The organism is Nocardioides deserti, assembly GCF_014266025.1.
Taxonomy (GTDB): Bacteria; Actinomycetota; Actinomycetes; order Propionibacteriales; family Nocardioidaceae; genus Nocardioides; species Nocardioides deserti.
Genome location: NZ_JACMYC010000001.1, coordinates 475,010 through 496,387, shown reverse-complemented (window position 1 = coordinate 496,387; position 21,378 = coordinate 475,010). Strand labels below are relative to the sequence as shown.

27 protein-coding genes are annotated in these 21,378 nt (G+C 73.2%); 12 read left to right on the top strand and 15 right to left on the bottom strand.

The annotated features are described in order from the left end of the window. The first annotated feature begins 41 nt into the window (after nt 1-41). From H7344_RS02455 to H7344_RS02445, 3 genes are read left to right on the top strand one after another with little or no spacing between them, the layout of a single operon-like run. Entirely contained in the window at nt 42-821 is a 780-nt protein-coding gene (locus H7344_RS02455) for a 3-oxoacyl-ACP reductase (RefSeq protein WP_186344403.1), read from the top strand. A gap of 10 nt (nt 822-831) precedes the next feature. Next, entirely contained in the window at nt 832-1,554 is a 723-nt protein-coding gene (locus H7344_RS02450; protein ID WP_186344402.1) for a gamma-glutamyl-gamma-aminobutyrate hydrolase family protein, read from the top strand. Next, a complete protein-coding gene (locus tag H7344_RS02445; RefSeq protein WP_229706782.1) occupies nt 1,551-2,048 on the top strand; it encodes a GNAT family N-acetyltransferase in 498 nt (165 codons plus the stop codon). The genes H7344_RS02450 and H7344_RS02445 overlap by 4 nt, the downstream gene beginning before the upstream one ends. Here H7344_RS02445 and H7344_RS02440 read toward each other — a convergent pair. Next, on the bottom strand, nt 2,045-2,710 hold the full coding sequence (locus tag H7344_RS02440) for a nitroreductase family protein (RefSeq protein ID WP_186344401.1): 666 nt from the start codon (nt 2,708-2,710) through the stop codon (nt 2,045-2,047). The two genes, H7344_RS02445 and H7344_RS02440, sit on opposite strands and share 4 nt — an antisense overlap. 49 nt (nt 2,711-2,759) lie before the next feature. Here H7344_RS02440 and H7344_RS02435 point away from each other — a divergent pair, with 49 nt between their 5' ends. Genes H7344_RS02435 through H7344_RS02425 form a run of 3 tightly spaced genes read left to right on the top strand, consistent with a single transcriptional unit; the run spans nt 2,760 to nt 4,894 of the window. Beyond that, nucleotides 2,760-3,515, top strand: a complete 756-nt coding sequence (locus tag H7344_RS02435) for a glycerophosphodiester phosphodiesterase (protein ID WP_186344400.1) — start codon at nt 2,760-2,762, stop codon at nt 3,513-3,515. Beyond that, nucleotides 3,512-4,474, top strand: a complete 963-nt coding sequence (locus H7344_RS02430; RefSeq protein ID WP_186344399.1) for an alpha/beta hydrolase — start codon at nt 3,512-3,514, stop codon at nt 4,472-4,474. The genes H7344_RS02435 and H7344_RS02430 overlap by 4 nt, the downstream gene beginning before the upstream one ends. A gap of 48 nt (nt 4,475-4,522) precedes the next feature. Continuing rightward, a complete protein-coding gene (locus H7344_RS02425) occupies nt 4,523-4,894 on the top strand; it encodes a DUF4267 domain-containing protein (RefSeq protein ID WP_186344398.1) in 372 nt (123 codons plus the stop codon). A gap of 32 nt (nt 4,895-4,926) precedes the next feature. Here H7344_RS02425 and H7344_RS02420 read toward each other — a convergent pair whose 3' ends face one another. From H7344_RS02420 to H7344_RS02405, 4 genes are read right to left on the bottom strand one after another with little or no spacing between them, the layout of a single operon-like run. Next, nucleotides 4,927-5,688: a sulfite exporter TauE/SafE family protein gene (locus H7344_RS02420; protein ID WP_186344397.1), complete on the bottom strand. Its 762-nt coding sequence runs from the start codon at nt 5,686-5,688 to the stop codon at nt 4,927-4,929. Then, nucleotides 5,689-6,879 (bottom strand): SPFH domain-containing protein, encoded by a 1,191-nt coding sequence (locus tag H7344_RS02415; protein WP_186344396.1) that lies wholly within the window; start codon nt 6,877-6,879, stop codon nt 5,689-5,691. A gap of 9 nt (nt 6,880-6,888) precedes the next feature. Next, nucleotides 6,889-7,350: an NfeD family protein gene (locus H7344_RS02410; RefSeq protein ID WP_186344395.1), complete on the bottom strand. Its 462-nt coding sequence runs from the start codon at nt 7,348-7,350 to the stop codon at nt 6,889-6,891. Nucleotides 7,351-7,375: 25 nt separating this feature from the next. Beyond that, the gene (locus tag H7344_RS02405; protein ID WP_186344394.1) at nt 7,376-8,170 is read right to left on the bottom strand and encodes an ABC transporter ATP-binding protein; all 795 of its coding nucleotides are present in this window, start codon (nt 8,168-8,170) and stop codon (nt 7,376-7,378) included. Between the two features lie 61 nt (nt 8,171-8,231). Here H7344_RS02405 and H7344_RS02400 point away from each other — a divergent pair, with 61 nt between their 5' ends. Together H7344_RS02400 and serB are read left to right on the top strand one after the other, a co-directional pair. Further along, nucleotides 8,232-8,972, top strand: coding sequence for a hypothetical protein (locus tag H7344_RS02400; RefSeq protein ID WP_186344393.1), 741 nt, complete (start codon nt 8,232-8,234; stop codon nt 8,970-8,972). Between the two features lie 32 nt (nt 8,973-9,004). Continuing rightward, nucleotides 9,005-10,213 (top strand): phosphoserine phosphatase SerB, encoded by a 1,209-nt coding sequence (serB, locus tag H7344_RS02395; RefSeq protein WP_186344392.1) that lies wholly within the window; start codon nt 9,005-9,007, stop codon nt 10,211-10,213. 120 nt (nt 10,214-10,333) lie between these two features. Here the strand turns inward: serB and H7344_RS02390 are convergent, their stop codons facing one another. From H7344_RS02390 to H7344_RS02365, 6 genes are all read right to left on the bottom strand, one after another. Next, nucleotides 10,334-10,726 (bottom strand): hypothetical protein, encoded by a 393-nt coding sequence (locus H7344_RS02390; RefSeq protein ID WP_186344391.1) that lies wholly within the window; start codon nt 10,724-10,726, stop codon nt 10,334-10,336. Next, nucleotides 10,723-11,292, bottom strand: coding sequence for a hypothetical protein (locus H7344_RS02385; RefSeq protein WP_186344390.1), 570 nt, complete (start codon nt 11,290-11,292; stop codon nt 10,723-10,725). Before H7344_RS02385 ends, H7344_RS02390 begins: the two co-directional genes overlap by 4 nt. 164 nt (nt 11,293-11,456) lie before the next feature. Then, entirely contained in the window at nt 11,457-11,978 is a 522-nt protein-coding gene (locus tag H7344_RS02380) for a SixA phosphatase family protein (protein WP_186344389.1), read from the bottom strand. 31 nt (nt 11,979-12,009) lie between these two features. Beyond that, nucleotides 12,010-12,810 carry an enoyl-ACP reductase FabI gene (fabI, locus tag H7344_RS02375; protein WP_186344388.1) on the bottom strand — a complete coding sequence of 267 codons (801 nt, stop codon included), beginning with the start codon at nt 12,808-12,810 and terminating at the stop codon, nt 12,010-12,012. Nucleotide 12,811: 1 nt separating this feature from the next. Then, nucleotides 12,812-13,549 carry a beta-ketoacyl-ACP reductase gene (locus H7344_RS02370; RefSeq protein ID WP_229706783.1) on the bottom strand — a complete coding sequence of 246 codons (738 nt, stop codon included), beginning with the start codon at nt 13,547-13,549 and terminating at the stop codon, nt 12,812-12,814. 64 nt (nt 13,550-13,613) lie between these two features. Beyond that, complete coding sequence (locus tag H7344_RS02365; protein ID WP_166188351.1) at nt 13,614-13,826, bottom strand: dodecin; 213 nt, start codon at nt 13,824-13,826, stop codon at nt 13,614-13,616. A 57-nt stretch (nt 13,827-13,883) separates the two neighbouring features. Between H7344_RS02365 and H7344_RS02360 the strand changes: the two genes are divergently transcribed. Together H7344_RS02360 and H7344_RS02355 are read left to right on the top strand one after the other, a co-directional pair. Further along, complete coding sequence (locus tag H7344_RS02360) at nt 13,884-14,225, top strand: DUF3099 domain-containing protein (RefSeq protein ID WP_186344386.1); 342 nt, start codon at nt 13,884-13,886, stop codon at nt 14,223-14,225. Between the two features lie 10 nt (nt 14,226-14,235). Continuing rightward, complete coding sequence (locus tag H7344_RS02355; RefSeq protein ID WP_186344629.1) at nt 14,236-14,442, top strand: acetone carboxylase; 207 nt, start codon at nt 14,236-14,238, stop codon at nt 14,440-14,442. Nucleotides 14,443-14,476: 34 nt separating this feature from the next. Here the strand turns inward: H7344_RS02355 and moaA are convergent, their stop codons facing one another. Further along, a complete protein-coding gene (moaA, locus tag H7344_RS02350; RefSeq protein ID WP_186344385.1) occupies nt 14,477-15,475 on the bottom strand; it encodes a GTP 3',8-cyclase MoaA in 999 nt (332 codons plus the stop codon). 87 nt (nt 15,476-15,562) lie between these two features. On the opposite strand from moaA, the gene H7344_RS02345 reads away from it, so the two are divergent. Beyond that, nucleotides 15,563-16,495: an SURF1 family cytochrome oxidase biogenesis protein gene (locus H7344_RS02345; RefSeq protein ID WP_186344384.1), complete on the top strand. Its 933-nt coding sequence runs from the start codon at nt 15,563-15,565 to the stop codon at nt 16,493-16,495. Here the strand turns inward: H7344_RS02345 and H7344_RS02340 are convergent. The 3 genes from H7344_RS02340 to H7344_RS02330 are packed head-to-tail and all read right to left on the bottom strand — an operon-like array spanning nt 16,381 to nt 19,857. Further along, nucleotides 16,381-17,139, bottom strand: coding sequence for an SDR family oxidoreductase (locus H7344_RS02340; RefSeq protein ID WP_186344383.1), 759 nt, complete (start codon nt 17,137-17,139; stop codon nt 16,381-16,383). The genes H7344_RS02345 and H7344_RS02340 overlap by 115 nt on opposite strands. A gap of 14 nt (nt 17,140-17,153) precedes the next feature. Further along, a complete protein-coding gene (locus tag H7344_RS02335) occupies nt 17,154-19,028 on the bottom strand; it encodes an ABC transporter ATP-binding protein (RefSeq protein WP_186344382.1) in 1,875 nt (624 codons plus the stop codon). Between the two features lie 10 nt (nt 19,029-19,038). Further along, complete coding sequence (locus tag H7344_RS02330; RefSeq protein WP_186344381.1) at nt 19,039-19,857, bottom strand: enoyl-CoA hydratase/isomerase family protein; 819 nt, start codon at nt 19,855-19,857, stop codon at nt 19,039-19,041. A 94-nt stretch (nt 19,858-19,951) separates the two neighbouring features. Here H7344_RS02330 and H7344_RS02325 point away from each other — a divergent pair, with 94 nt between their 5' ends. Continuing rightward, nucleotides 19,952-21,358: a bifunctional cytidylyltransferase/SDR family oxidoreductase gene (locus H7344_RS02325; protein ID WP_229706784.1), complete on the top strand. Its 1,407-nt coding sequence runs from the start codon at nt 19,952-19,954 to the stop codon at nt 21,356-21,358. Nucleotides 21,359-21,378: the final 20 nt, after the last annotated feature.

Genomic DNA, 21,378 nt, shown 5'->3' with positions numbered 1-21,378 from the left:
CAGCAGGTTTCCACGAGAAGCACCACCAGAGAGGCATCACAGTGGCAGGACGCATCCAGGACCGGGTCGCGGTCGTCACCGGCGGTTGCTCGGGCATCGGCCTGGCGACCGTCCAGCGCTTCGTCGAGGAGGGCGCCAAGGTCGTCATCGGCGACATCGACGACGAGCGCGGCCACCAGCTGGTCGGGCAGCTCGGTGGCACCGAGTTCGTGACGTACGTCCACGTCGACGTCACCGACAAGGAACAGGTCGACGCGCTGTTCCGGACCGCGAAGGACACCTACGGCTCGGTCGACATCGCCTTCAACAACGCCGGCATCAGCCCGCCGGAGGACGACTCGATCCTCGACACCGACCTCGACGCCTGGCGCAAGGTGCAGGAGGTCAACCTGACCTCCGTCTACCTGTGCTGCAAGGCGGCGCTGCCGTACATGCTCGAGCAGGGCAGGGGCTCGATCATCAACACCGCGTCGTTCGTGGCCGTCATGGGCGCCGCGACCTCGCAGATCTCCTACTCCGCCTCCAAGGGCGGCGTGTTGTCGATGACCCGCGAGCTCGGCGTGCAGTTCGCGCGCCAGGGCGTGCGGGTCAACGCGCTGTGCCCTGGACCGGTCAACACCCCGCTGCTGCAGGAGCTGTTCGCCAGCGACCCCGAGCGGGCCGCGCGCCGGCTCGTGCACGTGCCGATGGGCCGCTTCGGGGAGCCCGAGGAGATGGCGTCGGCGGTGCTGTTCCTGGCCTCCGACGACTCCTCGTTCATGACCGCCAACACCTTCCTGGTCGACGGCGGCATCTCGGGCGCCTACGTCACCCCGCTGTGAGGGCCGTCGGGTGAGCGCGCCGGTCATCGGGCTGTCGACCTACCGCGAGCAGGCCCGCTGGGGCGTGTGGGACCAGCGCGCCGACCTGCTGCCGACGCAGTACGCCGAGGCCGTCGAGGCCACCGGCGGCGTGCCGGTGCTGCTGCCGGCGGTCGCGCAGGTGGGTGCGGCCGACGCCGTCGTGCGCCGCCTCGACGGTCTGGTCATCGCAGGCGGCGCGGACGTCGACCCCGCGCGGTACGACGCCGAGCCGCACCCGCGCACGGCCGGCTGGCGCCCGGACCGGGACGCGTGGGAGCTCGCGCTGCTCGACGCGGCCGCGGCGGCCGGCCTGCCGGTGCTCGGCGTGTGCCGCGGGATGCAGCTCATGGCCGTCCACGCGGGAGGGTCGCTCGACCAGCACACGCCCGACCTGGTCGGGCACGAGGAGCACTCCCCCGGTGGCGACGTCTTCGGCCGCGTGCCGGTCCGCACCGTGCCGGGCACGTTCGTCGCCGGCCTGGTCGGCGAGACGCTCGAGGTCGGCTGCCACCACCACCAGTCGGTGGCCACCCACCCCGGCTGGGTTGCCGCCGCCCGCGCCGAGGACGGCACGCTGGAGGCGATGGAGGTGCCCGGCGACCGGTTCTGCGTCGCGGTCCAGTGGCACCCCGAGACCGCCGCCGACGTCGGCCTGCTCGCCGGGCTCGTGCGCGCCGCGGCGTCGTACGCCGTGGAGCGGTCCGCCCGGTGAGCGACGTGCTCGCCGGCTGGACCGTGGCGCCGGACTCGCCCCTGCGGCCCGAGGTCCTCGCCCTGCTCGAGGAGCACCTGCGCGACATGCACGCGACCAGCCCGGCCGAGAGCGTGCACGCGCTGGACCCGGCGGCGCTGGCCGCTCCCGGCACGGCGTTCTGGACCGCGCGGTCGGGCGAGGGCGCAGTACTCGGCTGCGTCGCGCTCCAGGACCTCGGCGCGGGCCACGTCGAGCTGAAGTCGATGCGCACCGCCACCGCGGCCCGCCGGCGCGGGATCGGCGCCGGCCTGCTCGACCGCGTCCTGGCCGAGGCCGGAGCGGCCGGGCACGAGCGGATCAGCCTGGAGACGGGCACCGAGCCGTACTTCGCGCCGGCTCGCGCCCTCTACCGCTCCCGCGGCTTCGAGGAGTGCCCGCCGTTCGGCGACTACGCACTCGACCCGCACAGCGTCTTCCTGACCCGCGGGCTCGGCACCGGGCGACGGTCCTAGCGGCCGAACGGCTCCCCGTCGAACCGCTCACGGACGGCCAGCTCCTCGACGGGCAGCCGCTTCAGGCGGGTCAGCTGCTTGACCGGCCGGCCGAGCGGGACGACCGCGGCGACGGCGTACGTCTCCGGCACGCCCAGCAGGACCTTGACCTCCGGCTCCATCGCGGTGGCCATGGTGGTGATCGTGCCGCCGTAGCCCGCGGCCCGGGCGGCGAGCAGGACGTTCCACACGAGCGGGTAGACCGACGCGCCGCCGACGATGCCGACCCGGCTGAGGTCCTGGTCCATCGCGGCGACCACCGCGAGGTCGACGACGAAGACCAGCACGACCGGCGCGCGCAGCACCGGCTCGGTGAACGACGCCGGCACCCGGGTCGCCGCGATCTCCTCGGGCGTGGGACCGGGGGGGTGCACCGGGTTCCACGGGCTCTCCCCCGCCTTGGACTGCGCGACGTACCGCCGCACCGCCGGCTCGTTGAGCTCGGCCAGCCGCTCCCGGGTCGTCCCGTCGCGGACCACCACCACCCGGGTGCCCTGGCGGTTGCCGCCGCTCGGCGCGAACCGGGCGTCGTCGAGGATGCGGTGCAGCACCTCGTCTGGCAGCGGGTCGTCGGTGAACTCCCGCACCGCCGCCGTCGTGCGCATCACCTCGGAGAGCTCCATGCGGCCACCGTGCCACGCCGCCCCTGGCGCGGCACGCCAGGATGTCCTCGTGCCTCGTGCCTCGGTCAGCGACCCGGTCCAGCTCAGCGCCCACCGCTGCCTCACCCGGGCGGCCGTCGACCGGGCGCTGTCGCTGGACGTCGACTTCGTGGAGTTCGACGTCGAACGGTGCGGCGACGGCACGCTCGTCGTCTTCCACGACTCGGTCGTCGAGGTCGCCGGCGAGGAGGTCGCGCTCAGGTCGCTGACCGTCGACGACCTGCGGGCGGCGGTGCCGGACCTGATGACGTACGACGAGGTGCTGGACGCCCTCGCCGGTCGCCGTCGCGCCCACCTGGACCTGAAGTTCGTCGGCAGCTGCGCCGAGGCGACCGCCCGGGCCGTGGAGCGGCTGGGCGGCGACAACCTCATCGTCACCACGCTCGACGACGAGTCGGTGCGCGAGGTCCGCGACTGGGCCGAGGCGAACGGCCTCCCCGACCTGCTCGTCGGTCTCTCGCTGGGCCGCAAGGTCACCGGCTTCCCCGTCTGGCGCCAGCTGCGCGTTCGCGCGTCCGAGGTGTGGCCGCACCTGCGCTACCGCCAGTCGCGCGCCAACCTCGTCGTCGCGCACCACTGGCTCGCCCGCGCCGGCCTGGCCGGCTTCGCCCGCCGCCGCCGGATGCCGCTGCTGGTGTGGACGATCGACACCCCTGGCTCGTTGCGCCACTGGCTGCGGCCCGGCCGCGCCTGGCTGGTGACCACCAACCGACCGCAGGAGGCCCTCGCGATCCGCGGACGGCGTACCGGCAGAATCCGGGCATGAGCACGACCCCCGACGTCCTCGGCCCCGACGTCCTCGGCCAGCCGTACCTGGCCGAGGAGATCGTCCTCCCCGACGACGACGAGGGGCCGGTCGTCGCGACGCTGGTCCAGCGGCGGGCGGCGATGCCGACGCGGCGGGCGGTCCTGCACGTGCACGGCTTCGCCGACTACTTCTTCCAGACCGGGTACGCCGAGTGGTGGACCGAGCGCGGCTACGACTTCTACGCCCTCGACCTGCGCAAGTACGGCCGCTCGATCCGGCCGCACCAGACCCCCAACTACGTCGCCGACCTCTCGGAGTACGCCGCCGAGCTCGACGCCGCCTGGGCGCTCGTCACCGGCCGCGACGGCCACGACCACGTGGTGCTGACCGGGCACTCCACCGGCGGGCTGACCACCTCGCTGTGGGCCGACGCGCGCAGGCCCGACGAGCTGGCCGGGATGGTGCTCAACTCCCCCTGGTTCGACATGCAGGGCAGCGTCCTGCTCCGCACCCTCGGCACGGTCGTCGTCGAGCAGGTCGGCCGCCGCACGCCGAAGCGGGTGCTGCCGCGCTCGGTCAGCGGGTTCTACGCCCGCAGCCTGCACCGCGACCACGAGGGCGAGTGGGACTTCGACCTGGCGTGGAAGCCGCTGGAGTCGTTCACCGTGCACGCCGGCTGGCTGCGCGCGGTCCGCCGCGGGCACGCGCGGCTGCACGCCGGCCTCGCCGTGCCCTGCCCGGTGCTCGTGCTCTCGTCCGGCGCCAGTGCGCAGCCGAGCGCGATGGGCGACGACGTGCACCGGCACGACATCGTGCTCGAGGTGCCCCAGATCCGCCGGTGGGCCACCGCCGTCGGGCCGCACGTCACCTACGTCGCGGTGCCCGACGCCCGGCACGACGTCGTGCTGTCCCTGCCGGCGCCGCGCGCCGCGGCGTACGACGCGATCGGGCGGTGGCACGACGCCTGGGTCGGCTGACCGGACCCCTCCTCGCGGCGGCCCGCCGTCCCGCTAGTGTCCGGCGGCATGAACCCCGTGACCGGACTCTCCCTGGGCCGTATCGCCATCGGCGTCGCCTCGCTCGCCAACCCGTCCATGGCCGCGCAGCAGATGATGCTGGACCCGCGGAGCAACCCGCAGGTGCCCTACGTGACCCGCCTGTTCGGCACCCGGGAGATCGCCCTCGGCGCGGCCACGCTGCTCGCCACCGGCAAGGCCCGGCGCACGCTGGTGCTGCTCGGCATCCTCGTGGACGCGGCCGACGCGGCCACCGGCTACCTGGCCGTGAAGGACGGCTCGGCGCCCGTGAAGGCCGGCCAGGGCATGACCGCCGTGGCCTCGGGCGCGGTCGTCGCCGGCTTCCTCGGTCTGCGCACCGGGAAGACCCTCACCGACTGACGCTGCCCCTGCGGTCGCGCTGGTGCTCGTCCTCAGAGCGCGAACGACACCAGCGCGACCAGCCCGACCACGACGATGACCGCGCGCAGGACGGCCGGAGGCAGTCGGCGACCGACGGTCGCACCGATCTGACCTCCGATCACCGCGCCGACGGCGATGAGCGCGACGATCCGCCAGTCGACGTCGGCGACGACCACGAAGAGCAAGCCGGCGACGCCGTTGACCGTCGCGGCGAGGATGTTCTTGACCGCGTTGAGCCGCTGCAGCGACTCCTCCACGCCGATGCCGAGCACGCCCATCAGCAGCACGCCCTGGGCGGCGCCGAAGTAGCCGCCGTACACGCCCGTCAGCGCCGTCGTCGGCCAGATCCACCACGGGTCGGGGCGCGTGCCCTCGACGGGGCGCGCCTCGCGCCGGCGGGCGACGGTGCGGGAGACCCGCGGCTGCACGACCACCAGGACGACACCGAGGCCGATGAGCACCGGCACGATCCGTTCGAAGGCGCCCGCGGGCAGCACGAGCAGCAGCACCGCGCCGAGGAGGCCGCCCAGCAGCGATCCGCTGGCCAGCCGCAGCACGCGGGTGCGCTGGCCCACGAGCTCGCGGCGGTAGCCGATCGCGCCGGAGATCGAGCCCGGCACCAGGCCGATGTTGTTCGAGACGTTGGCGGTGACCGGCGGCACGCCGAAGGCGAGCAGGGTCGGAAACGTGATGAGCGTGCCCGAACCGACGACGGTGTTGATGGTGCCGGCGGCGACCCCCGCCAGCAGGATCGCCGCCGACTCCAGCAGCACCTAGGAGACCGGGGGCGCTGCCGGGGGCTCCGGCTGCTCCGGGGGTACGTCGACGGGGTCGACGGACGGGTCGGTCCCCTCCACCTGCGTGCCCGGCACGGCGGCCGGGGCCGAGCCGGATCCCGACCGCGGCTGGGCGGCCGTCGCGGCCTCCCGGATCGCGGCCTGCACGGCCTCGTTGGCCTCGCTGAGCTCGCCATCGTCACGGTTGGCGCCGCGCGGGAGCTGCGGCTCGGCCGGCCCCATGTCGACGCGGGTCTTCGGGCCGTCGGACTCCTGCGGGATGCCCTGGAGCTGGTTCATCGTCGAACCGAGGCCCTTGAGCGCCTCGTTGAACTCGCTCGGGATGATCCACACCTTGTTGGCGTCGCCCTCGGCGATCTTCGGCATCATCTGGAGGTACTGGTAGGCCAGCAGGGACTGGTCGGGCTGGCCGTCGTGGATGGCCTGGAAGACCGTCTGGATCGCCTGGCCCTCACCCTGGGCCCGCAGGATCGCGGCCTCGCGGTCGGCCTGCGCGCTCAGGATCTGCGACTCGCGCTGGCCCTCGGCCTGGAGGATCGCGGACTGCTTCTGGCCCTCCGCGGTCAGGATGGCCGACTGGCGCTGGCCCTCGGCGGTGAGGATGGCGGCCCGCTTGTCGCGGTCGGCGCGCATCTGCTTCTCCATCGTGTCCTTGATGGACGGCGGCGGGTCGATGCTCTTGATCTCGACCCGGCCGACGCGGATGCCCCACTTGCCGGTGGCCTCGTCGAGCACGCCGCGCAGGCCCGAGTTGATGGTCTCGCGGCTGGTCAGCGTCTGCTCGAGGTCCATGCCACCGACGATGTTGCGCAGCGTGGTCATGGTGATCTGCTCGACGGCCTGGATGTAGTTGGCGATCTCGTACGTCGCCGCCACCGGGTCGATGACCTGGAAGTAGATGACCGTGTCGATCTCGACGGTCAGGTTGTCCTCGGTGATCACCGAGGACGGCGGGAAGCTGACGACCTGCTCGCGCAGGTCGATCAGGTAGCGCACCTTGTCGATGAACGGCACGACGATGTTGAGGCCGGCGGGCAGCGTCTGCTTGTACTTGCCGAACCGCTCGACGATGCCGGCGCGCGCCTGGGGCACGATCCGCACCGTCTTGGCGAGCACGGTGATCACGAAGACCAGCAGCAGCGCCAGCAGGACGAGGACGACGGGCATGGGAGCTCCTCAGCTCTCGAGGCGAGGGACGGGGTGGACGTAGGCGGTGGCGCCGCGGATCTGGAGGACCTCGACGGCCTCGCCCTCCGCGATGGTGAGGTGCTCGTCGTACGGGCGGGCCGTCCAGTCCTCGCCGGAGACCCGGACGATGCCGGGCTCGAGCGTGCTGATCGGCTTGGCCGCGACGCCCTGCTGGCCGACGAGCTTGTGGTGGCTCATCTCGAGGTCCGGCCCGCTGTGCAGCCGCTTGACCACCGAGGGGCGCACCAGCGCGAGCATCGCGACCGACGTCGCCGCGGCGACGAGGATCTGCAGCACCAGCGGCGCCGAGAGCAGCCCGGCGACCATGCCGGCGAGCGCGCCGACGGCCAGCATGAGCAGGATCAGGTCGAGGCTGAACAGCTCGGCGACCCCCAGGGTGAACCCGAGGCCGAGCCACACCGCCCAGGCGTTGTCTCCGAGCCAGTCCATGTCCCCGACCCTATCGGTAGTGGTCTTAGCGGGCCCGGGTGCGCCGCCGGGCGGCCCAGCGGCCGTCCTCCTGGGTCAGCACCAACGGCATGCCGAACGTCGCGGCGAGGTTCTCCTCGGTCAGCACGTGGTCCAGCAGCCCACCCGCCACGACCGCGCCCTCGCGCAGCAGCAGCGCGTGGCTGAAGCCCGGCGGGATCTCCTCGACGTGGTGGGAGACCAGCACCGTGGCGGGCGAGTCGGGGTCCATCGCCAGCACGCTCAGGGTGGAGACGAGGTCCTCGCGGCCGCCGAGGTCGAGGCCGGCCGCCGGCTCGTCGAGCAGCAGCAGCTCGGGGTCGGTCATCAGCGCGCGGGCGATCTGCACGCGCTTGCGCTCGCCCTCGCTGAGGGTGCCGAAGGTGCGGTCCACCAGGTGGCCAGCCCGCACCTCGGCGAGCAGGTCACGCGCCCGCTCGTGGTCCAGGTCGTCGTAGTCCTCCCGCCAGCGCCCGACCACGCCGTACGACGCGGACACGACGACGTCGTGGACCTTCTCGTGCCGCGGGAGGCGGTCGGCGAGCGCCGCGCTGGTCAGGCCGATGCGCGGGCGGAGCTCGAAGACGTCGACCGTGCCGAGGACCTCCTCGAGGATCCCGGCGACGCCCGAGGTCGGGTGCAGCTGGGCGGCGGCGACCTGCAGGAGCGTGGTCTTGCCGGCGCCGTTGGGGCCGAGGATCACCCAGCGCTCGTCCTCCTCGACGGTCCAGGAGACCTGGTCGAGCAGGGTGGCCTGGCCCCGGCGGACGGTCACGTCGGCGAACTCGAGGACTGCGGCCATGGCCCTCACCCTAGCGAGTGCGCTGCCGCTCCCGCGGCGCCCCGTCGTACAGTCTCCGGCCGTGCCCGACGACCACCTCGAGACGCTCCCTGCCGCCGCCCGGCTGGCCTGGTGGGGCACCGCCTGGCTGCGGGGCGCCGTGGTGACCGACCTGCTGGTCGACGCGGTCATCGGCGGCGACGCGACACACACGGTCGCCGACCCGTTCCAGGGCACCGACACGCTCGTCGGCGGGCTGGCGCGGCTGCGCGCGGAGGGCGCGACGTCCTTCGGCGCGGCGTTCCCGGCCGAGGGCGACCCGGTCGGCCTCGGCGGGCCGGCGCCGTTCAACGCCGCCTCGCTCGAGGCGGGCTCGGCCGTCGTCGTGGCCGGTGCCGACCTGGGGCTGGTGCCGCAGCGGACCGGCGCCGCCGTCGCCTGGGTGCTCCACCCCGCCGCCCGGCGGCAGCTGCCCGACGTCGGCGAGGCCGACCGCGGGCTGCGCGCGGCGCTGCTCGAGTCGGCCGGGCGCCTGGCGGAGCTCGACGTCGCTCGGTGGAACCCCGAGGTCGCCGACCAGCTGATGAACCTGCGGCACCGGCCCGCGCTGGCCGCTCCGCCCGGCGTGCCGGCCCGCTGCGTCGACCTCGCCGCCCGCGGGCTCCAGGCGCTCGGGATCGCCGACCTGGCACTCGCCGACGACGGCGGCGCCGTCACGGCGTACGAGATGACCGCGCGGCGCGACGCCCTCGTGCCGCTCGCGCGGGCCGGCCGGCGCGCGCTCGTGGCGGCCTGCTCGCCCGAGGTCTGGCCGCCCGCCTGAGCCGCGGACCGCGGGCGATAGCCTCGCCCGCGATGGAGACCCCGGAGACCCTGCTCATCACGCTCACCGGCAAGGACCGCCCGGGCGTCACCTCGGCGATCTTCGCCACGCTCGCCCGCACCGGTGTCGAGGTCGTCGACCTCGAGCAGATCGTGCTGCGCCGACGGCTCATCCTCGGCGTGCTCGTGACCGTCCCCCGCGACTGGGAGCAGCTGCGCGACGCCGTCACCTCGACCGCCACCGAGCTCGGCATGAGCGTCGAGGTGGAGCGCGGCACCGGCGACAACCGCGCCCGCGCCGGCGGGCGTGCGCACGTCACCGTGCTCGGCACCCCCCTGCGCGCCACCGACATGGCCGGCGTCGCCGGCCGGATCGCCGAGTGCGGCGCCAACATCGACCGGATCGAGCGGATGGCGCGCTACCCCGTCACCGCGATCGAGCTGCACGTCTCCGGCGCCTCGCCCGAGGCGCTGCGCACCGCGCTGGCCACCGAGGCCTCCGAGCGCGGGATCGACATCGCCGTGCAGCCCGCGAACCTGCTGCGCCGCGGCATGCGGCTCATCGTCATGGACGTCGACTCCACGCTCGTCCAGGGCGAGGTGATCGAGATGCTCGCCGCCCACGCCGGCTGTGAGGCCGAGGTCGCCGCCGTCACCGAACGCGCGATGCGCGGCGAGGTCGACTTCGAGGAGTCGCTGCGCGCCCGCGTCGCGCTGCTCGAGGGCGTGCCGGCCTCCGCGCTGGACTCGGTCTACGACAACCTCCAGCTCGCCCCTGGCGCCCGCACCATGGTCCGCACGCTCAAGCGGCTCGGCTACCGGTTCGCGATCGTCTCCGGCGGCTTCTCCCAGGTCACCGACCGCCTCGCCGCCGACCTCGGCATCCACTACGCCCGCGCCAACGAGCTCGAGGTCGTCGACGGCCACCTGACCGGCCGCGTCGTCGGCGAGGTCGTCGACCGGGCCGGCAAGGCCCGCGCCCTGCGCGAGTTCGCCGCCGACATCGGCGTCCCCCTCGACGCCGTCATCGCCATCGGCGACGGTGCCAACGACCTCGACATGCTCAACGCCGCCGGCCTCGGCATCGCCTACAACGCCAAGCCCCTCGTCCGCGACGCCGCCGACACCTCCGTCAACGTCCCCTACCTCGACGCCATCCTCTACCTCCTCGGCATCTCCCGCGAGGAGATCGAGGCCGCCGACGCCGCCGCCGGCATCGTCACCCCCGCCCCGCCGGTGTGAAGGGTGTTGTCAGCATCCCAAGTGAACTTGGGATCTTGACGCTTCTCGGCTATCGCAACAGCCGCAGAGCGGTGACGATGACCGTGTAGTGGCGATCGACCCTCCACCTCCGCCTGAGGGTCAGGCAGCCGAAGGGAACAGGACAGCACGGATGATCGCGGCCAGTCGGACCGGGTCGCGGAGGTCTGCCCAGGTGATGCGGATGCAGCGCCACCCGGTGATGCGTCGGACCAGGTCCTCACGGTTCTTCTCGCGTACGACGGCGTCGGCGACGCTCTCGCCGGGCCGGCGGTGCTTCTCGTACTTCTCCCGGCCGTCGAACTCCAGCCACACCCCGAGCTCCGGCCAGGCGAAGTCCAGCCACGCGACGATCCGCCCCGTCGAGTCCTTGACCTCGAACTGGCTCACCGGCCGCGGCAGGCGCTGCTGGTAGAGCGCCCAGAACGTCCGGGTCTCCCCCACCGACGCGATGCGCGGATCGACTAGCCGCAGGAGCACTTCGGCCGCGCTCATCCCGGGCCACGTGTGCATCTCGACGTACTGTCGCGCAGCTCCTCGGGAGTCGCCAGGCCACGGTGCACCACATCGTTCATCACCACCAGGCTCGCTTCCGAGCACCCGAGGGTGACGGTGTCCAGCGCCGCCCGGGCGGGTGTCACCGCCGGTACGCCGTTGACGCGCAGGACGTCGGCCGGGCGCAGCGTGCCGACGTGGTGCTGGACGCCTGGGGCCCGCCGGCCGCGGATGCCGTCCGTCCGAGTGACGTGCACATCGTCGAGGTCGAAGCCCCAGGTCGGTGCGTCGTACTCCGGGAGCGCTGACACGTGGGAGAGCACGACCGGCGCCTTGGCCTGGCCGAGGACCGCGCGGCAGCGCAGGCCGTAGCGGCCGACGTCGTCCAAGGCCTTCCAGGTCTCCGCGGAGACGTACGCACCACCGCGCAGCCGGTGCAGGACGCCGGTGCGGTTCATCCGGGCGATGGCCTGGTCGGTGTAGCCCTCCGCCAGCAGGTGCTGCCGGAAGATGACTGGTCCGTTGCGGGGGTCCTCCGGCTCACGGAGGTCGATGGGTCGCTGCATGCGGCGGCATCTGCCCGCGGCTCGGCGCTGCTACCGAGACTGCTCGTCGCCTGTGGATCAACCGATCACTTGGGGGCTCCTGTGCGCACTTCCCGGCCATTGCGATGGCAGAGAACCTCCAGCACCCCAAGTTCACTTGGGATGCTGGAGCTTCCCTGCCTTCCCTAGCGCCCGCCGACGAAGAACGCGACGACGGAGGCAGAGGCGTCGGCGAGGTGCTCCCAGTCGCCGTCGTAGGAGAGGACGGTGGTGGCGGAGGGCGGGTAGCCGAGGGCGAGGCGGTTGCCGGCGTCGAGGTCGCCCTCACCGTCGTCGAGGAGGTGGGCGAGGGAGGCCACGGTGGGGTTGTGACCGACCACGACGAGGGTGCGGACGTCGTCGGGGACGATGCGCAGGAGGTCGAGGGCGGTCTCGGGGCCGGCGGCGTACAGGCTCTCGTCGACGTCCGGCTCGATGTCCCAGCCGGCGACGTCGGCGAGGTCCTCCCAGGTCTGGAGGGTGCGGACGGCGGCGGAGACCAGGGCGTGGTCGGGCGTGACCCCCTGCGCGGCGAGCCAGGCGCCGACGGCGGAGGCGTCGGCGTGCCCCCGTTCGGAGAGGCGGCGCTCGGCGTCGCTCGGTCCGTCCGCCAAGGCCTCCGCGTGCCGGACGATCACCAGCGTCCGGGTGCCCTCGTCTGCGCTCACGATGGGCGAGTCTGTCAGGTCCGCGGGCGGGTCAGGCGCCCATGGCGTGGAAGCCGCCGTCGACGTGGACGATCTCACCCGTCGTGGCGGGGAAGAAGTCCGAGAGCAGCGCGCACACCGCCCGCGCGGTCGGCTCCTGGTCGGTGTTGTCCCAGCCGAGCGGCGCGCGGGTGCCCCACATGTCCTCGAGGTCGCTGAAGCCGGGGATCGCCTTGGCGGCGAGCGTCCGCAGCGGCCCCGCGGAGACGAGGTTGCAGCGGATGCCATCGGCGCCGAGGTCGCGCGCCAGGTAGCGCGAGGTCGACTCGAGGCCGGCCTTCGCCACGCCCATCCAGTCGTACGCCGGCCACGCGACCGTCGCGTCGAAGGTCAGCCCCACGACCGACCCGCCGCGCCCCATCAGCGGCTTGCAGGCCAGCGCCAGCGACTTCAGCGAGTACGCCGACACCTGGACCGCCTGCGCGACGTCCTCCCAGGGGCCGTCCAGGAAGCGACCGCCCAGCAGGGTCTCGGGGTTGCCGTACGCGATCGAGTGCACGACCCCGTCCAGCCCGGCGTCGGGACCGAGGTGCTCGCGGACCAGGTCGGGCAGCCGCTCGAGGTGCTCCGGGTCGGTGACGTCGAGCTCGAGCACCGGCGGCTCGCTCGGCAGTCGCTTGGCGATGCGCCGGGTGATGCCCAGCGCCCGCCCGAAGTTGGAGATGAGCACGGTCGCGCCCTGCTCCTGGGCGACCTTCGCGGTGGCGAAGCCGATGGAGGAGTCCATCGTCACCCCCGCCACGAGGATGCGCTTGCCGGCGAGGATGCCGGTGGCTGCAGTGGAGTCGGTCATGTCAGTGCCCCATCCCGAGGCCGCCGTCGACGGGGATCACGGCCCCGGTGACGTACCCCGCGTCGTCGGAGGCCAGCCAGGTCACCGCGGAGGCGACCTCGGCCGGCACGGCGTAGCGCCCGAGCGGCACCTGCGCCTTGATCGTGTCGCGCTGCTCGTCGGTGAGCACGCCGGTCATGTCGGTCTCCACGAAGCCGGGCGCGACCACGTTGGTGGTGATCGACCGGGAGCCGAGCTCGCGCGCCAGCGACCGGGCCATGCCGACCAGCCCCGCCTTCGAGGCGGCGTAGTTGGCCTGGCCCGCGGACCCGAGCAGCCCGACGACGGAGGAGATGAGGATGATCCGGCCGCGCCGCAGCCGCAGCATCCCCTTCGCCGCGCGCTTGGCGAGCCGGTAGGAGCCGGTGAGGTTGGTGTCGATGACCGAGGACCAGTCGTCCTCGCTCATCCGCAGCAGCAGGGTGTCCTGGGTGATGCCGGCGTTGGCGACCAGCACCTCGACCGGGCCGTGCGCCGCCTCGACCTCGGCGAACGCCGCGTCGACGGCCGCCTGGTCCGTCACGTCGCAGCGGACGTCCAGTGCGCCCTCGGGCGCACCGCCGCTCCGGGTGGTCACGGCGACGCGATCGCCCTGGGCGAGGAACGCCTCGGCGATCGCGCGGCCGATGCCTCGATTGCCGCCGGTGACCAGCACCGAACGGCCGGTCGGGAGCCCCTCCCCGGGGTCTGTCTCAGTCACGTCCAAGGACGCTAGTGATTACCGCCAGGTACGCCGAATGGCGCGGTCCGCGCCCGGCTCGAGCTCAGTCGTCCTCCAGGCGGAAGCCGACCTTGAGGCCGACCTGGAAGTGCTCGACGGTCCCGTCCTTGACCTGGCCGCGGACCTGGGTGACCTCGAACCAGTCGAGGTGCCGCAGCGTGCGCGCGGCGCGCTCGACGCCGTTGCGGATGGCCTCGTCGATGCCCTCGGGCGAGGTGCCGACGATCTCGGTGACCCGGTACGTGCGGTTCGTCATAGGAAGCCTTCCGTTCGACGCGTGGGAACCGCACTCTAGCGACGTACGCTGGAGGACATGGCCCGCGACCAGCGCAGGGACCGCGACGACGCGGTGCGCATCACCACGGCGGCCGCCAGCCGCAACGTCGACATCGCCGCTCGGCAGAAGCGGTACCTGCTGTCGATGAGCATCCGCTCGATCTGCTTCGTCGGCGCCGTCCTGACCGCCCTCGCCGGCTGGCAGTGGGTCTGGCCGTTCCTCATCGCCGGCGCGATCGTGCTGCCCTACGTCGCCGTGGTGCTGGCGAACGTGCAGGCCACGCGCAAGGAGGGGTTCGCGCTGCAGGACGGGTCGTACGCCGCCCCGCAGCTCGGCACCGCACCCCAGGAGCCCGAGGTCGGCCGTCCCGCGCGATGATCGGCGCGTGATGGACCCCGACACCTGCTCGGCCAAGGGCTGCCAGGCCCCGGCCGCGTGGCAGCTGCAGTGGAACAACCCGAAGCTGCACACCCCCGAGCGTCGCAAGGTGTGGCTGGCCTGCGACGACCACCGCGGGTCGTTGTCGGACTTCCTCGGCGCGCGCGGCTTCCTCAAGGACGTCGTGCCGCACGACGGCAGCACGCCCCCCGAGTAGTCCGGCAGGAACAGCCGGGAACAGCAGCCGGGGGTCAGCCGCCGATGGCCGACATCGGACGGTCGGGCTGCAGGAACGTCGGGTCGTCGATGCCGTGACCGGCGCGCTTGCCGCGCATCGCGACGACCCAGCGGTCCGCGATCTCGGAGTCGGGGGCGCCGGCGCGCAGGGCAGCCCGCAGGTCGGACTCCTCGCGGGCGAACAGGCAGTTGCGCACCTGCCCGTCGGCGGTGAGCCGCACGCGGTCGCAGTCGCCGCAGAACGGCCGCGTCACCGACGCGATGACACCGACCGTCCCGGGGCCGCCGTCGACGAGGAACAGCTCCGCCGGGGCGCTCCCCCGCGGCTCGACGGCCGGGGTCAGCACGAAGTCGCGCGCCAGCCGCTCGAAGATCTCCTCGGCGGTGACCATGCCGGTCCGCGACCAGCCGTGCTGCGCGTCCAGCGGCATCTGCTCGATGAACCGCAGCTCGTAACCGCGCTCGAGGCACCAGGCGAGCAGCTCGCCGGCCTGGTCGTCGTTGGTGCCGCGCAGCAGCACGGCGTTGACCTTCACCGGCCCGAGCCCGGCGGCCTGGGCCGCCTCGAGCCCGGCGACCACGTCGTGGAAGCGGTCGCGACGGGTGATCGTGTGGAAGGTGTCCGCGCGGACGGTGTCGAGGCTGACGTTGACGCGGTCGAGCCCGGCCCCGGCGAGCTTGTCGGCGGTCCGCGCCAGGCCGAGGGCGTTGGTGGTGATCGACAGCTCGAGGTCCGGGCCGAGAGCACGGGTGCGCTCGACGATGCCGACCAGGCCACGACGTACCAGCGGCTCGCCGCCGGTGAACCGCACCTCGCGGATCCCGAGGTGCTCCACGCCGATGCCGATCAGCCGGACGACCTCGTCGTCGGTGAGCACCGAGTCGTCGGGCAACCAGTCAAGGCCCTCCGCCGGCATGCAGTAGTTGCACCGCAGGTTGCACCGGTCGGTCAGCGAGACGCGCAGGTCCGTGGCCACCCGGCCGTACCGGTCCTCCAGGGGTCTCGTCGTCACTCCTGCAGTCTAGGTGGCGAACCCCGGGAGTCGAGGATCACGCGCACCGGCCGTGGTCTCGCGGCACCACCCGGATAGCCTCGAGGGGTGCGTCGGTTCCGGTTCCTGCTGAGTCGTCGGTGGGCCCTCTTCGCCGTGGCCATCGTCGTCGTCGCCTGGGCGACCTGGTGGCTCGGGAACTGGCAGTTCGACCGTCTCGACGACCGCCAGGAGACGAACCGGGTCGTCGAGCGCAACGAGAACCTCGAGCCGGCGCCGGTCGCGGACGTCCTCTCCCCCGGCGGCGACGTCCCCGACGACCAGGAGTGGCGGGTCGTCACGGCCACGGGCGAGTACGCCGTCGAGGACACCGTCATCGTCCGCTACCGCACCCGCGACGGCCAGTCGGGCATCGAGGTGGTGGTCCCGCTGGTCACCGCCGACGGCACGGCGCTCGTGGTCGACCGCGGCTGGCTGGCCACCGAGAACCGCGGCGGCGACGCCTCGGGCGTGCCCGCGCCGCCGTCGGGCGAGGTCACGATCACCGGCTACGTCCGCGCCGACGGCACCGGCGACAGCACGAAGGTGGTCGACGGCAGCACCCGGGCGGTCTCGAGCACCGAGATCGGCGAGGCGATCGGCCGGCCGACGTACGGCGGCTTCGTCGACCTGCGCTCGGAGGACCCCGAGCCCGCGGAGGCGCTGACGCCGCGCGCCCTGCCCGAGCAGGACAACGGGCCGCACTTCTTCTACGGCCTGCAGTGGTGGTTCTTCGGCCTGCTGGCCATCTTCGGGTTCCTCTACCTGGCCTACGACGAGCTCAAGCGGGGCGCCCCCGGCCAGCGCGGCCCGCGCGGCAAGCGACCGCCGCGGCCGAAGGCCGACCCGCGGACCGGCAAGCGTCCGCCCCGGCCCCCGCGGGAACCTCAGAGCGCGCGCAGCGCCCCGCCGTCGACCGGCAGCATGACGCCGGAGACGAACGACGCCGCGGGCGACAGCAGGAACGCCGCCGCCCGGCCGAACTCCTCCGGCCGCCCGTAGCGGCGCAGAGGGATCGCGGCCTCCGCCGCTGCCCGTTCCGCGTCAGGGTCGTCAGCCAGGGCGTCGAGCGCGGCCACCCGGTCGGTGGCCAGGCGTCCGGGCAGCAGCCCGTTGACGCGTACGCCGCGTGGACCGACCTCGTCGGCCAGCGTCTTCGCGACCATGGCCAGGCCGGGGCGGAGCCCGTTGGAGATCGCCATGTCGGCCAGGGGCGACCGGACGCTGGAGGACAGCACCAGCGCGAGGGAGCCGCCCTCGGGCAGTGCGGCGGCGACCGTGCGGCAGATCCGCACCGCGCCGAGGAAGACCACGTCGAAGGCGGCCGACCACTGCTCGTCGGTCGCCTCGAGCACCGGCCCCTTCGGCGGCCCGCCGACGCTGACCAGCGCGCCGTCGACCCGGCCGAACGAGCCGGTCGCGGCCTCGAGCAGCCGGTCGGGCGTGGCCGGATCCGCGTTGTCGGCGACGACCGTCGCGACGCGGGCCGGTCCCAGGTCCGCGCGGGCGGCGGCCAGTGCGTCCGCGGAGCGGCCGGACAGCACGACCCGTGCCCCCTCGGCCACGAGGACGTCCGCCGTGGCCCGGCCGAGCCCGCGGGCGCCGCCCGTGACGACGTACACCCGGTCGGTGAGCGAGAGGTCCACCCTGCCAGCCTCCCCTACGCCGGGACGTCCTCGAAGAACTGGGTCCGGTGCAGCTCGGCGTAGAGCCCGCCCTGGGCCAGGAGCTGAGCGTGCGTGCCGGACTGGACGATCCGCCCGTCCTCGAGGACGAGGATGAGGTCCGCGTCGCGGACCGTCGAGAGGCGGTGGGCGATCACCAGCGACGTGCGGCCGGCGAGTGCGGCGTCGAGCGCCCGCTGCACGGCCGCCTCGGACCCGGAGTCGAGGTGCGCCGTGGCCTCGTCGAGCACGACGATCGACGGCGCCTTGAGCAGCAGCCGGGCGATCGCCAGCCGCTGGCGCTCGCCGCCGGACAGCCGGTACCCGCGGTCACCGACGACGGTGGCGAGACCGTCGGGCAGCGCGCGCACCAGGCCGGCCACCTGGGCGGCCTCGAGCGCCTCCCACATCTGCTCCTCGGTGGCCCCGGGCCGGGCGTAGGCGAGGTTGGCGCGGATCGTGTCGTGGAACATGTGGGCGTCCTGGGTGACGTACCCGACGGCGTCCTCCAGCGACTGCAGCGTCACGTCGCGCACGTCGTGGCCGCCGACCCGCACCGCGCCGTGGTCGACGTCGTAGAGCCGGGCGACCAGGTGGGTGACGGTCGTCTTGCCGGCGCCCGACGGGCCCACCAGCGCGATCATCTGGCCGGCGTCGGCGGCGAAGGTGAGGTCGTGGAGGACCTCGGCGGTGTCGCGCGCCTCGGGTCGCGCCACGGTCTCCAGCGAGGCCAGCGACACGTCGTCGGCCCGCGGGTAGGTGAACGAGACGTGGTCGAACTCCAGCTTGGACGCGGTCGGCGGGAGCGCCACCGCGCCGGGCTTCTCGCGGACCAACGACGGCAGGTCGAGGACCTCGAAGACGCGCTCGAAGCTGACCAGCGCGGTCATGACGTCGATGCGGACGTTCGAGAGCCCCTGCAGCGGGCCGAGCAGCCGCAGGAGCAGGGTGGCGAGCGCCAGAAGCGTGCCGACGGTGAGCGTGCCGTCGATGACCAGGTGTCCACCGACGCCGTACACCAGGGCGGTCGCCAGCGCGGGCACGAGCATCATCGAGGCGCCGAAGATCCGGGTGATCAGGGAGATGCGGACACCGAGGTCGCGGACGTTCGCGGCCTTCGAGGCGAACAGCGCGTCCTCCTCGCCGCGGCGGCCGAAGAGCTTGAGCAGCATCGCGCCGCCGACGTTGAAGCGCTCGGTCATCACGTTGCCGAGGTCGGCGTTGCCGTCCATCTGCCGCCGGGTCAGGCCCGCGAGGCGCGCGCTGACGAAGCGGGAGACGCCGAAGAGGATCGGGAACATCGCCAGGCACAGCAGGGTGACCCGCCAGCTCAGCGCGAACATCGCGATGCCGACGACGACCACGGCGATCGAGTTCGACACCGTGCTGGACAGGGTCGAGGTGAACGCCCGCTGGGCGCCGATGACGTCGTTGTTGAGCCGCGAGACCAGGGCGCCGGTCTGCGTGCGGGTGAAGAACGCCAGCGACTGGCGCTGCACGTGCCCGAACACCTGGGTGCGCAGGTCGTAGATGAGGCCCTCACCGATGCGGGACGACAACCAGCCGCCGAGCACGGCGAGCACCGCGTTGAGCACCGCCACGCCCGCCATCGAGAGCGCGATGATGGTGACCAGGCGACCGTCGCCCGCGAGGATGCCGTCGTCGACGACGCGCTGCACCAGCAGCGGGGTGACGACGACCATCGCCGCGTCGATCACGGTCAGCACCAGGAAGGCGGTGATGATCCCGCGGTGCGGTCGGGCGAAGCCCAGCACCCGGCCGAGCGTCTCCCGGCTGATCCGGTTGTCGACCACGCTCCGGTCGGACCTCAGGTGGCGCCACGCGGCGCCCGCGCCGTACATCCCCGACATGGAAGCTCCTTCACCGGCCTCCCACGAGGGACGCCATCTCGCGGAACCGGCGCACCTGTGCCTCGCGCTCGAGCCGCCGCTGCGTCTCGAGGTCCCGCTCGTCCGCTCCCTGGAGGAGCGTCTTGATCTCGGTGACCGCACCCGGGAGGGGTGCGACCAGGGCCTGGACCAGGTCGGCGACCGTCGAGTCCAGCTGCTCGGTCGGCACGGCGGCCAGCGCCAGGCCGATCCGCACGGCCTCGTCGGCACCGACCATCCGCGCGGTCGCGCAGATCTCGAGTGCCCTGGCGTACCCAACGCTGTCGACCAACGGCTTTGTTCCCGTCAGGTCCGGTACCAGCCCGAGCGCGGCCTCCTTCATCGACAGCTGGGCGTCGGTCGACAGCACCCGCAGGTCGCACGAGAGCGCCAGCTGGAAGCCCGCGCCGATGGCGTACCCGTGCACCGCCGCGATCGAGACGAACCGCGGGTCGCGCAGGAAGGTGAACCCGCGCTGGTAGGCGTCGATCGTCGCCGAGAGCTCCTCGTCGGACAACGTGACCAGCCCCGCGACCGACTCCTCCTCCCCACCGATCGAGGACGGGTCGAGCAGCCGACGGTCGAGGCCGGCGGAGAACGCCGGGCCGTTGCCCCGCACCACCACGACGCGTACGTCGCCGGGCAGCCCGGCCCCGAGGTCGGCCAGCGCGCGCCACATCGCCGGGGTCTGCGCGTTCCGCACGTCGGGCCGGTCGAGGGTGATCGTCGCGACCGGGCCGGTCAGGTCGAGCTGCAGGCCTGCGGCGGCCAGGATCTCCGGGGTGGGGGTCTCCGGGGTGGGGGTCGTCATGCCGGTGAGCCTAGGTCCGGCCACCGACACCGCCATCGACACCGCCATCCGGATGACCCCCTGCCCGACCTGCGCATCTGCCATGATCCGGCGCGTGAACGCTCCCGCCGGGTCCGACCGTCGCCGTGTCGCCATCGTCCTCGCCGGCGGCACCGGCTCGAGGGTGGGCCTGGAGACCCCCAAGCAGCTGCTCAAGATCGCGGGCCGCAGCGTCCTCGCGCACACCCTCGCGGTGTTCGAGAACCACCCCGGCATCGACGAGGTGGTGCTGATGATGGCGGTGGGCCACCTGGACGCCGCGCGGGCGATCGTGCGTGAGGAGGGCTTCACGAAGGTCGCCCACGTCCTCGAGGGTGCCGAGACCCGGAACGCCACCACCGAGCGGGCGCTCGCCGCCGTGCCGCACGACGACTGCGACGTCCTCGTGCACGACGCGGTCCGTCCGTTCCTCTCCACCCGGATCATCGACGACTGCATCGCCGCCCTGCGCACCTACGAGGCGGTCGACGTCGCGATCCCCTCCGCGGACACGATCATCCGGGTCGAGGACGACATCATCGAGAGCATCCCCGACCGCGCCCGGCTCCGACGGGGCCAGACCCCCCAGGGCTTCCACATCGGGACCATCCGCCGGGCCTACGCCCTGGCCGCCGAGGACGACGGGTTCGCCGCGACCGACGACTGCGGAGTGGTCCTGCGCTACCTGCCGGGCGTCGAGATCGGCGTGGTGCGGGGCGAGGACCGCAACATGAAGATCACCGACCCCATCGACCTGCACATCGCCGACAAGCTGTTCCAGCTCGCCAACAGCGAGCTGCCGCAGCAGCAGGGCGAGGACGACTACCGCGAGGCCCTCGACGGCAAGGTCGTCGTCGTCTTCGGCGGGAGCTACGGGATCGGCGCGGACATCGCGGCGTTCGCCGCCAAGCACGGCGCCTCGGTCCACTCCTTCAGCCGATCCGCGACCGGCACCCGGGTCGAGGACCGGCGCGACGTCGCGGAGGCCGCGGCGGCGGTCGACCGGATCGACGGCCGGGTGGACTTCGTCGTCAACACCGCCGGTGTCCTCCCCCGCGGCGAGCTCGTCGACGCCAGCGAGGAGACGATCCACTCCTCGATCGAGATCAACTACTTCGGCCCCATCTTCATCGCGCAGCAGTTCTTCCCGCTGCTCCAGCGCACGCAGGGCTCGTTGCTGCTCTTCACCTCGAGCTCCTACACCCGCGGCCGGGCCGGCTACAGCCTCTACTCCTCGGCGAAGGCGGCGGTGGTCAACCTCACCCAGGCCCTGGCCGACGAGTGGTCGCCGCACCGCGTCCGCGTCAACGCGATCAACCCCGAGCGCACCGGTACGCCCATGCGCACGCAGGCCTTCGGCGCGGAGCCGGCCGGGTCCCTGCTCGAGTCCGGGGAGGTGGCCCGACGCTCCGTGGACGTGCTCATCTCAGGGAGCACCGGCCAGATCTTCGACGTGCGCAAGCACGACCCGTTCCTCGGCTGAGGACGGGAGTCCGCGAGCGA

What these genes read in the sequence shown, in the direction of transcription:
- H7344_RS02335 (WP_186344382.1), bottom strand. Translation starts at nt 19,028, where the DNA reads ATGTCGGGGATGTACGGCGCGGGCGCCGCGTGGCGCCACCTGAGGTCC.
- H7344_RS02365 (WP_166188351.1), bottom strand. Translation starts at nt 13,826, where the DNA reads ATGACGAACCGCACGTACCGGGTCACCGAGATCGTCGGCACCTCGCCC.
- H7344_RS02415 (WP_186344396.1), bottom strand. Translation starts at nt 6,879, where the DNA reads ATGCCCGTCGTCCTCGTCCTGCTGGCGCTGCTGCTGGTCTTCGTGATC.
- H7344_RS02330 (WP_186344381.1), bottom strand. Translation starts at nt 19,857, where the DNA reads ATGACGACCCCCACCCCGGAGACCCCCACCCCGGAGATCCTGGCCGCC.
- H7344_RS02360 (WP_186344386.1), top strand. Translation starts at nt 13,884, where the DNA reads ATGGCCCGCGACCAGCGCAGGGACCGCGACGACGCGGTGCGCATCACC.
- H7344_RS02385 (WP_186344390.1), bottom strand. Translation starts at nt 11,292, where the DNA reads ATGCAGCGACCCATCGACCTCCGTGAGCCGGAGGACCCCCGCAACGGA.
- serB (WP_186344392.1), top strand. Translation starts at nt 9,005, where the DNA reads ATGGAGACCCCGGAGACCCTGCTCATCACGCTCACCGGCAAGGACCGC.
- H7344_RS02355 (WP_186344629.1), top strand. Translation starts at nt 14,236, where the DNA reads ATGGACCCCGACACCTGCTCGGCCAAGGGCTGCCAGGCCCCGGCCGCG.
- H7344_RS02390 (WP_186344391.1), bottom strand. Translation starts at nt 10,726, where the DNA reads ATGAGCGCGGCCGAAGTGCTCCTGCGGCTAGTCGATCCGCGCATCGCG.
- H7344_RS02405 (WP_186344394.1), bottom strand. Translation starts at nt 8,170, where the DNA reads ATGGCCGCAGTCCTCGAGTTCGCCGACGTGACCGTCCGCCGGGGCCAG.
- fabI (WP_186344388.1), bottom strand. Translation starts at nt 12,810, where the DNA reads ATGACCGACTCCACTGCAGCCACCGGCATCCTCGCCGGCAAGCGCATC.
- H7344_RS02410 (WP_186344395.1), bottom strand. Translation starts at nt 7,350, where the DNA reads ATGGACTGGCTCGGAGACAACGCCTGGGCGGTGTGGCTCGGCCTCGGG.
- H7344_RS02425 (WP_186344398.1), top strand. Translation starts at nt 4,523, where the DNA reads ATGAACCCCGTGACCGGACTCTCCCTGGGCCGTATCGCCATCGGCGTC.
- H7344_RS02440 (WP_186344401.1), bottom strand. Translation starts at nt 2,710, where the DNA reads ATGGAGCTCTCCGAGGTGATGCGCACGACGGCGGCGGTGCGGGAGTTC.
- H7344_RS02430 (WP_186344399.1), top strand. Translation starts at nt 3,512, where the DNA reads ATGAGCACGACCCCCGACGTCCTCGGCCCCGACGTCCTCGGCCAGCCG.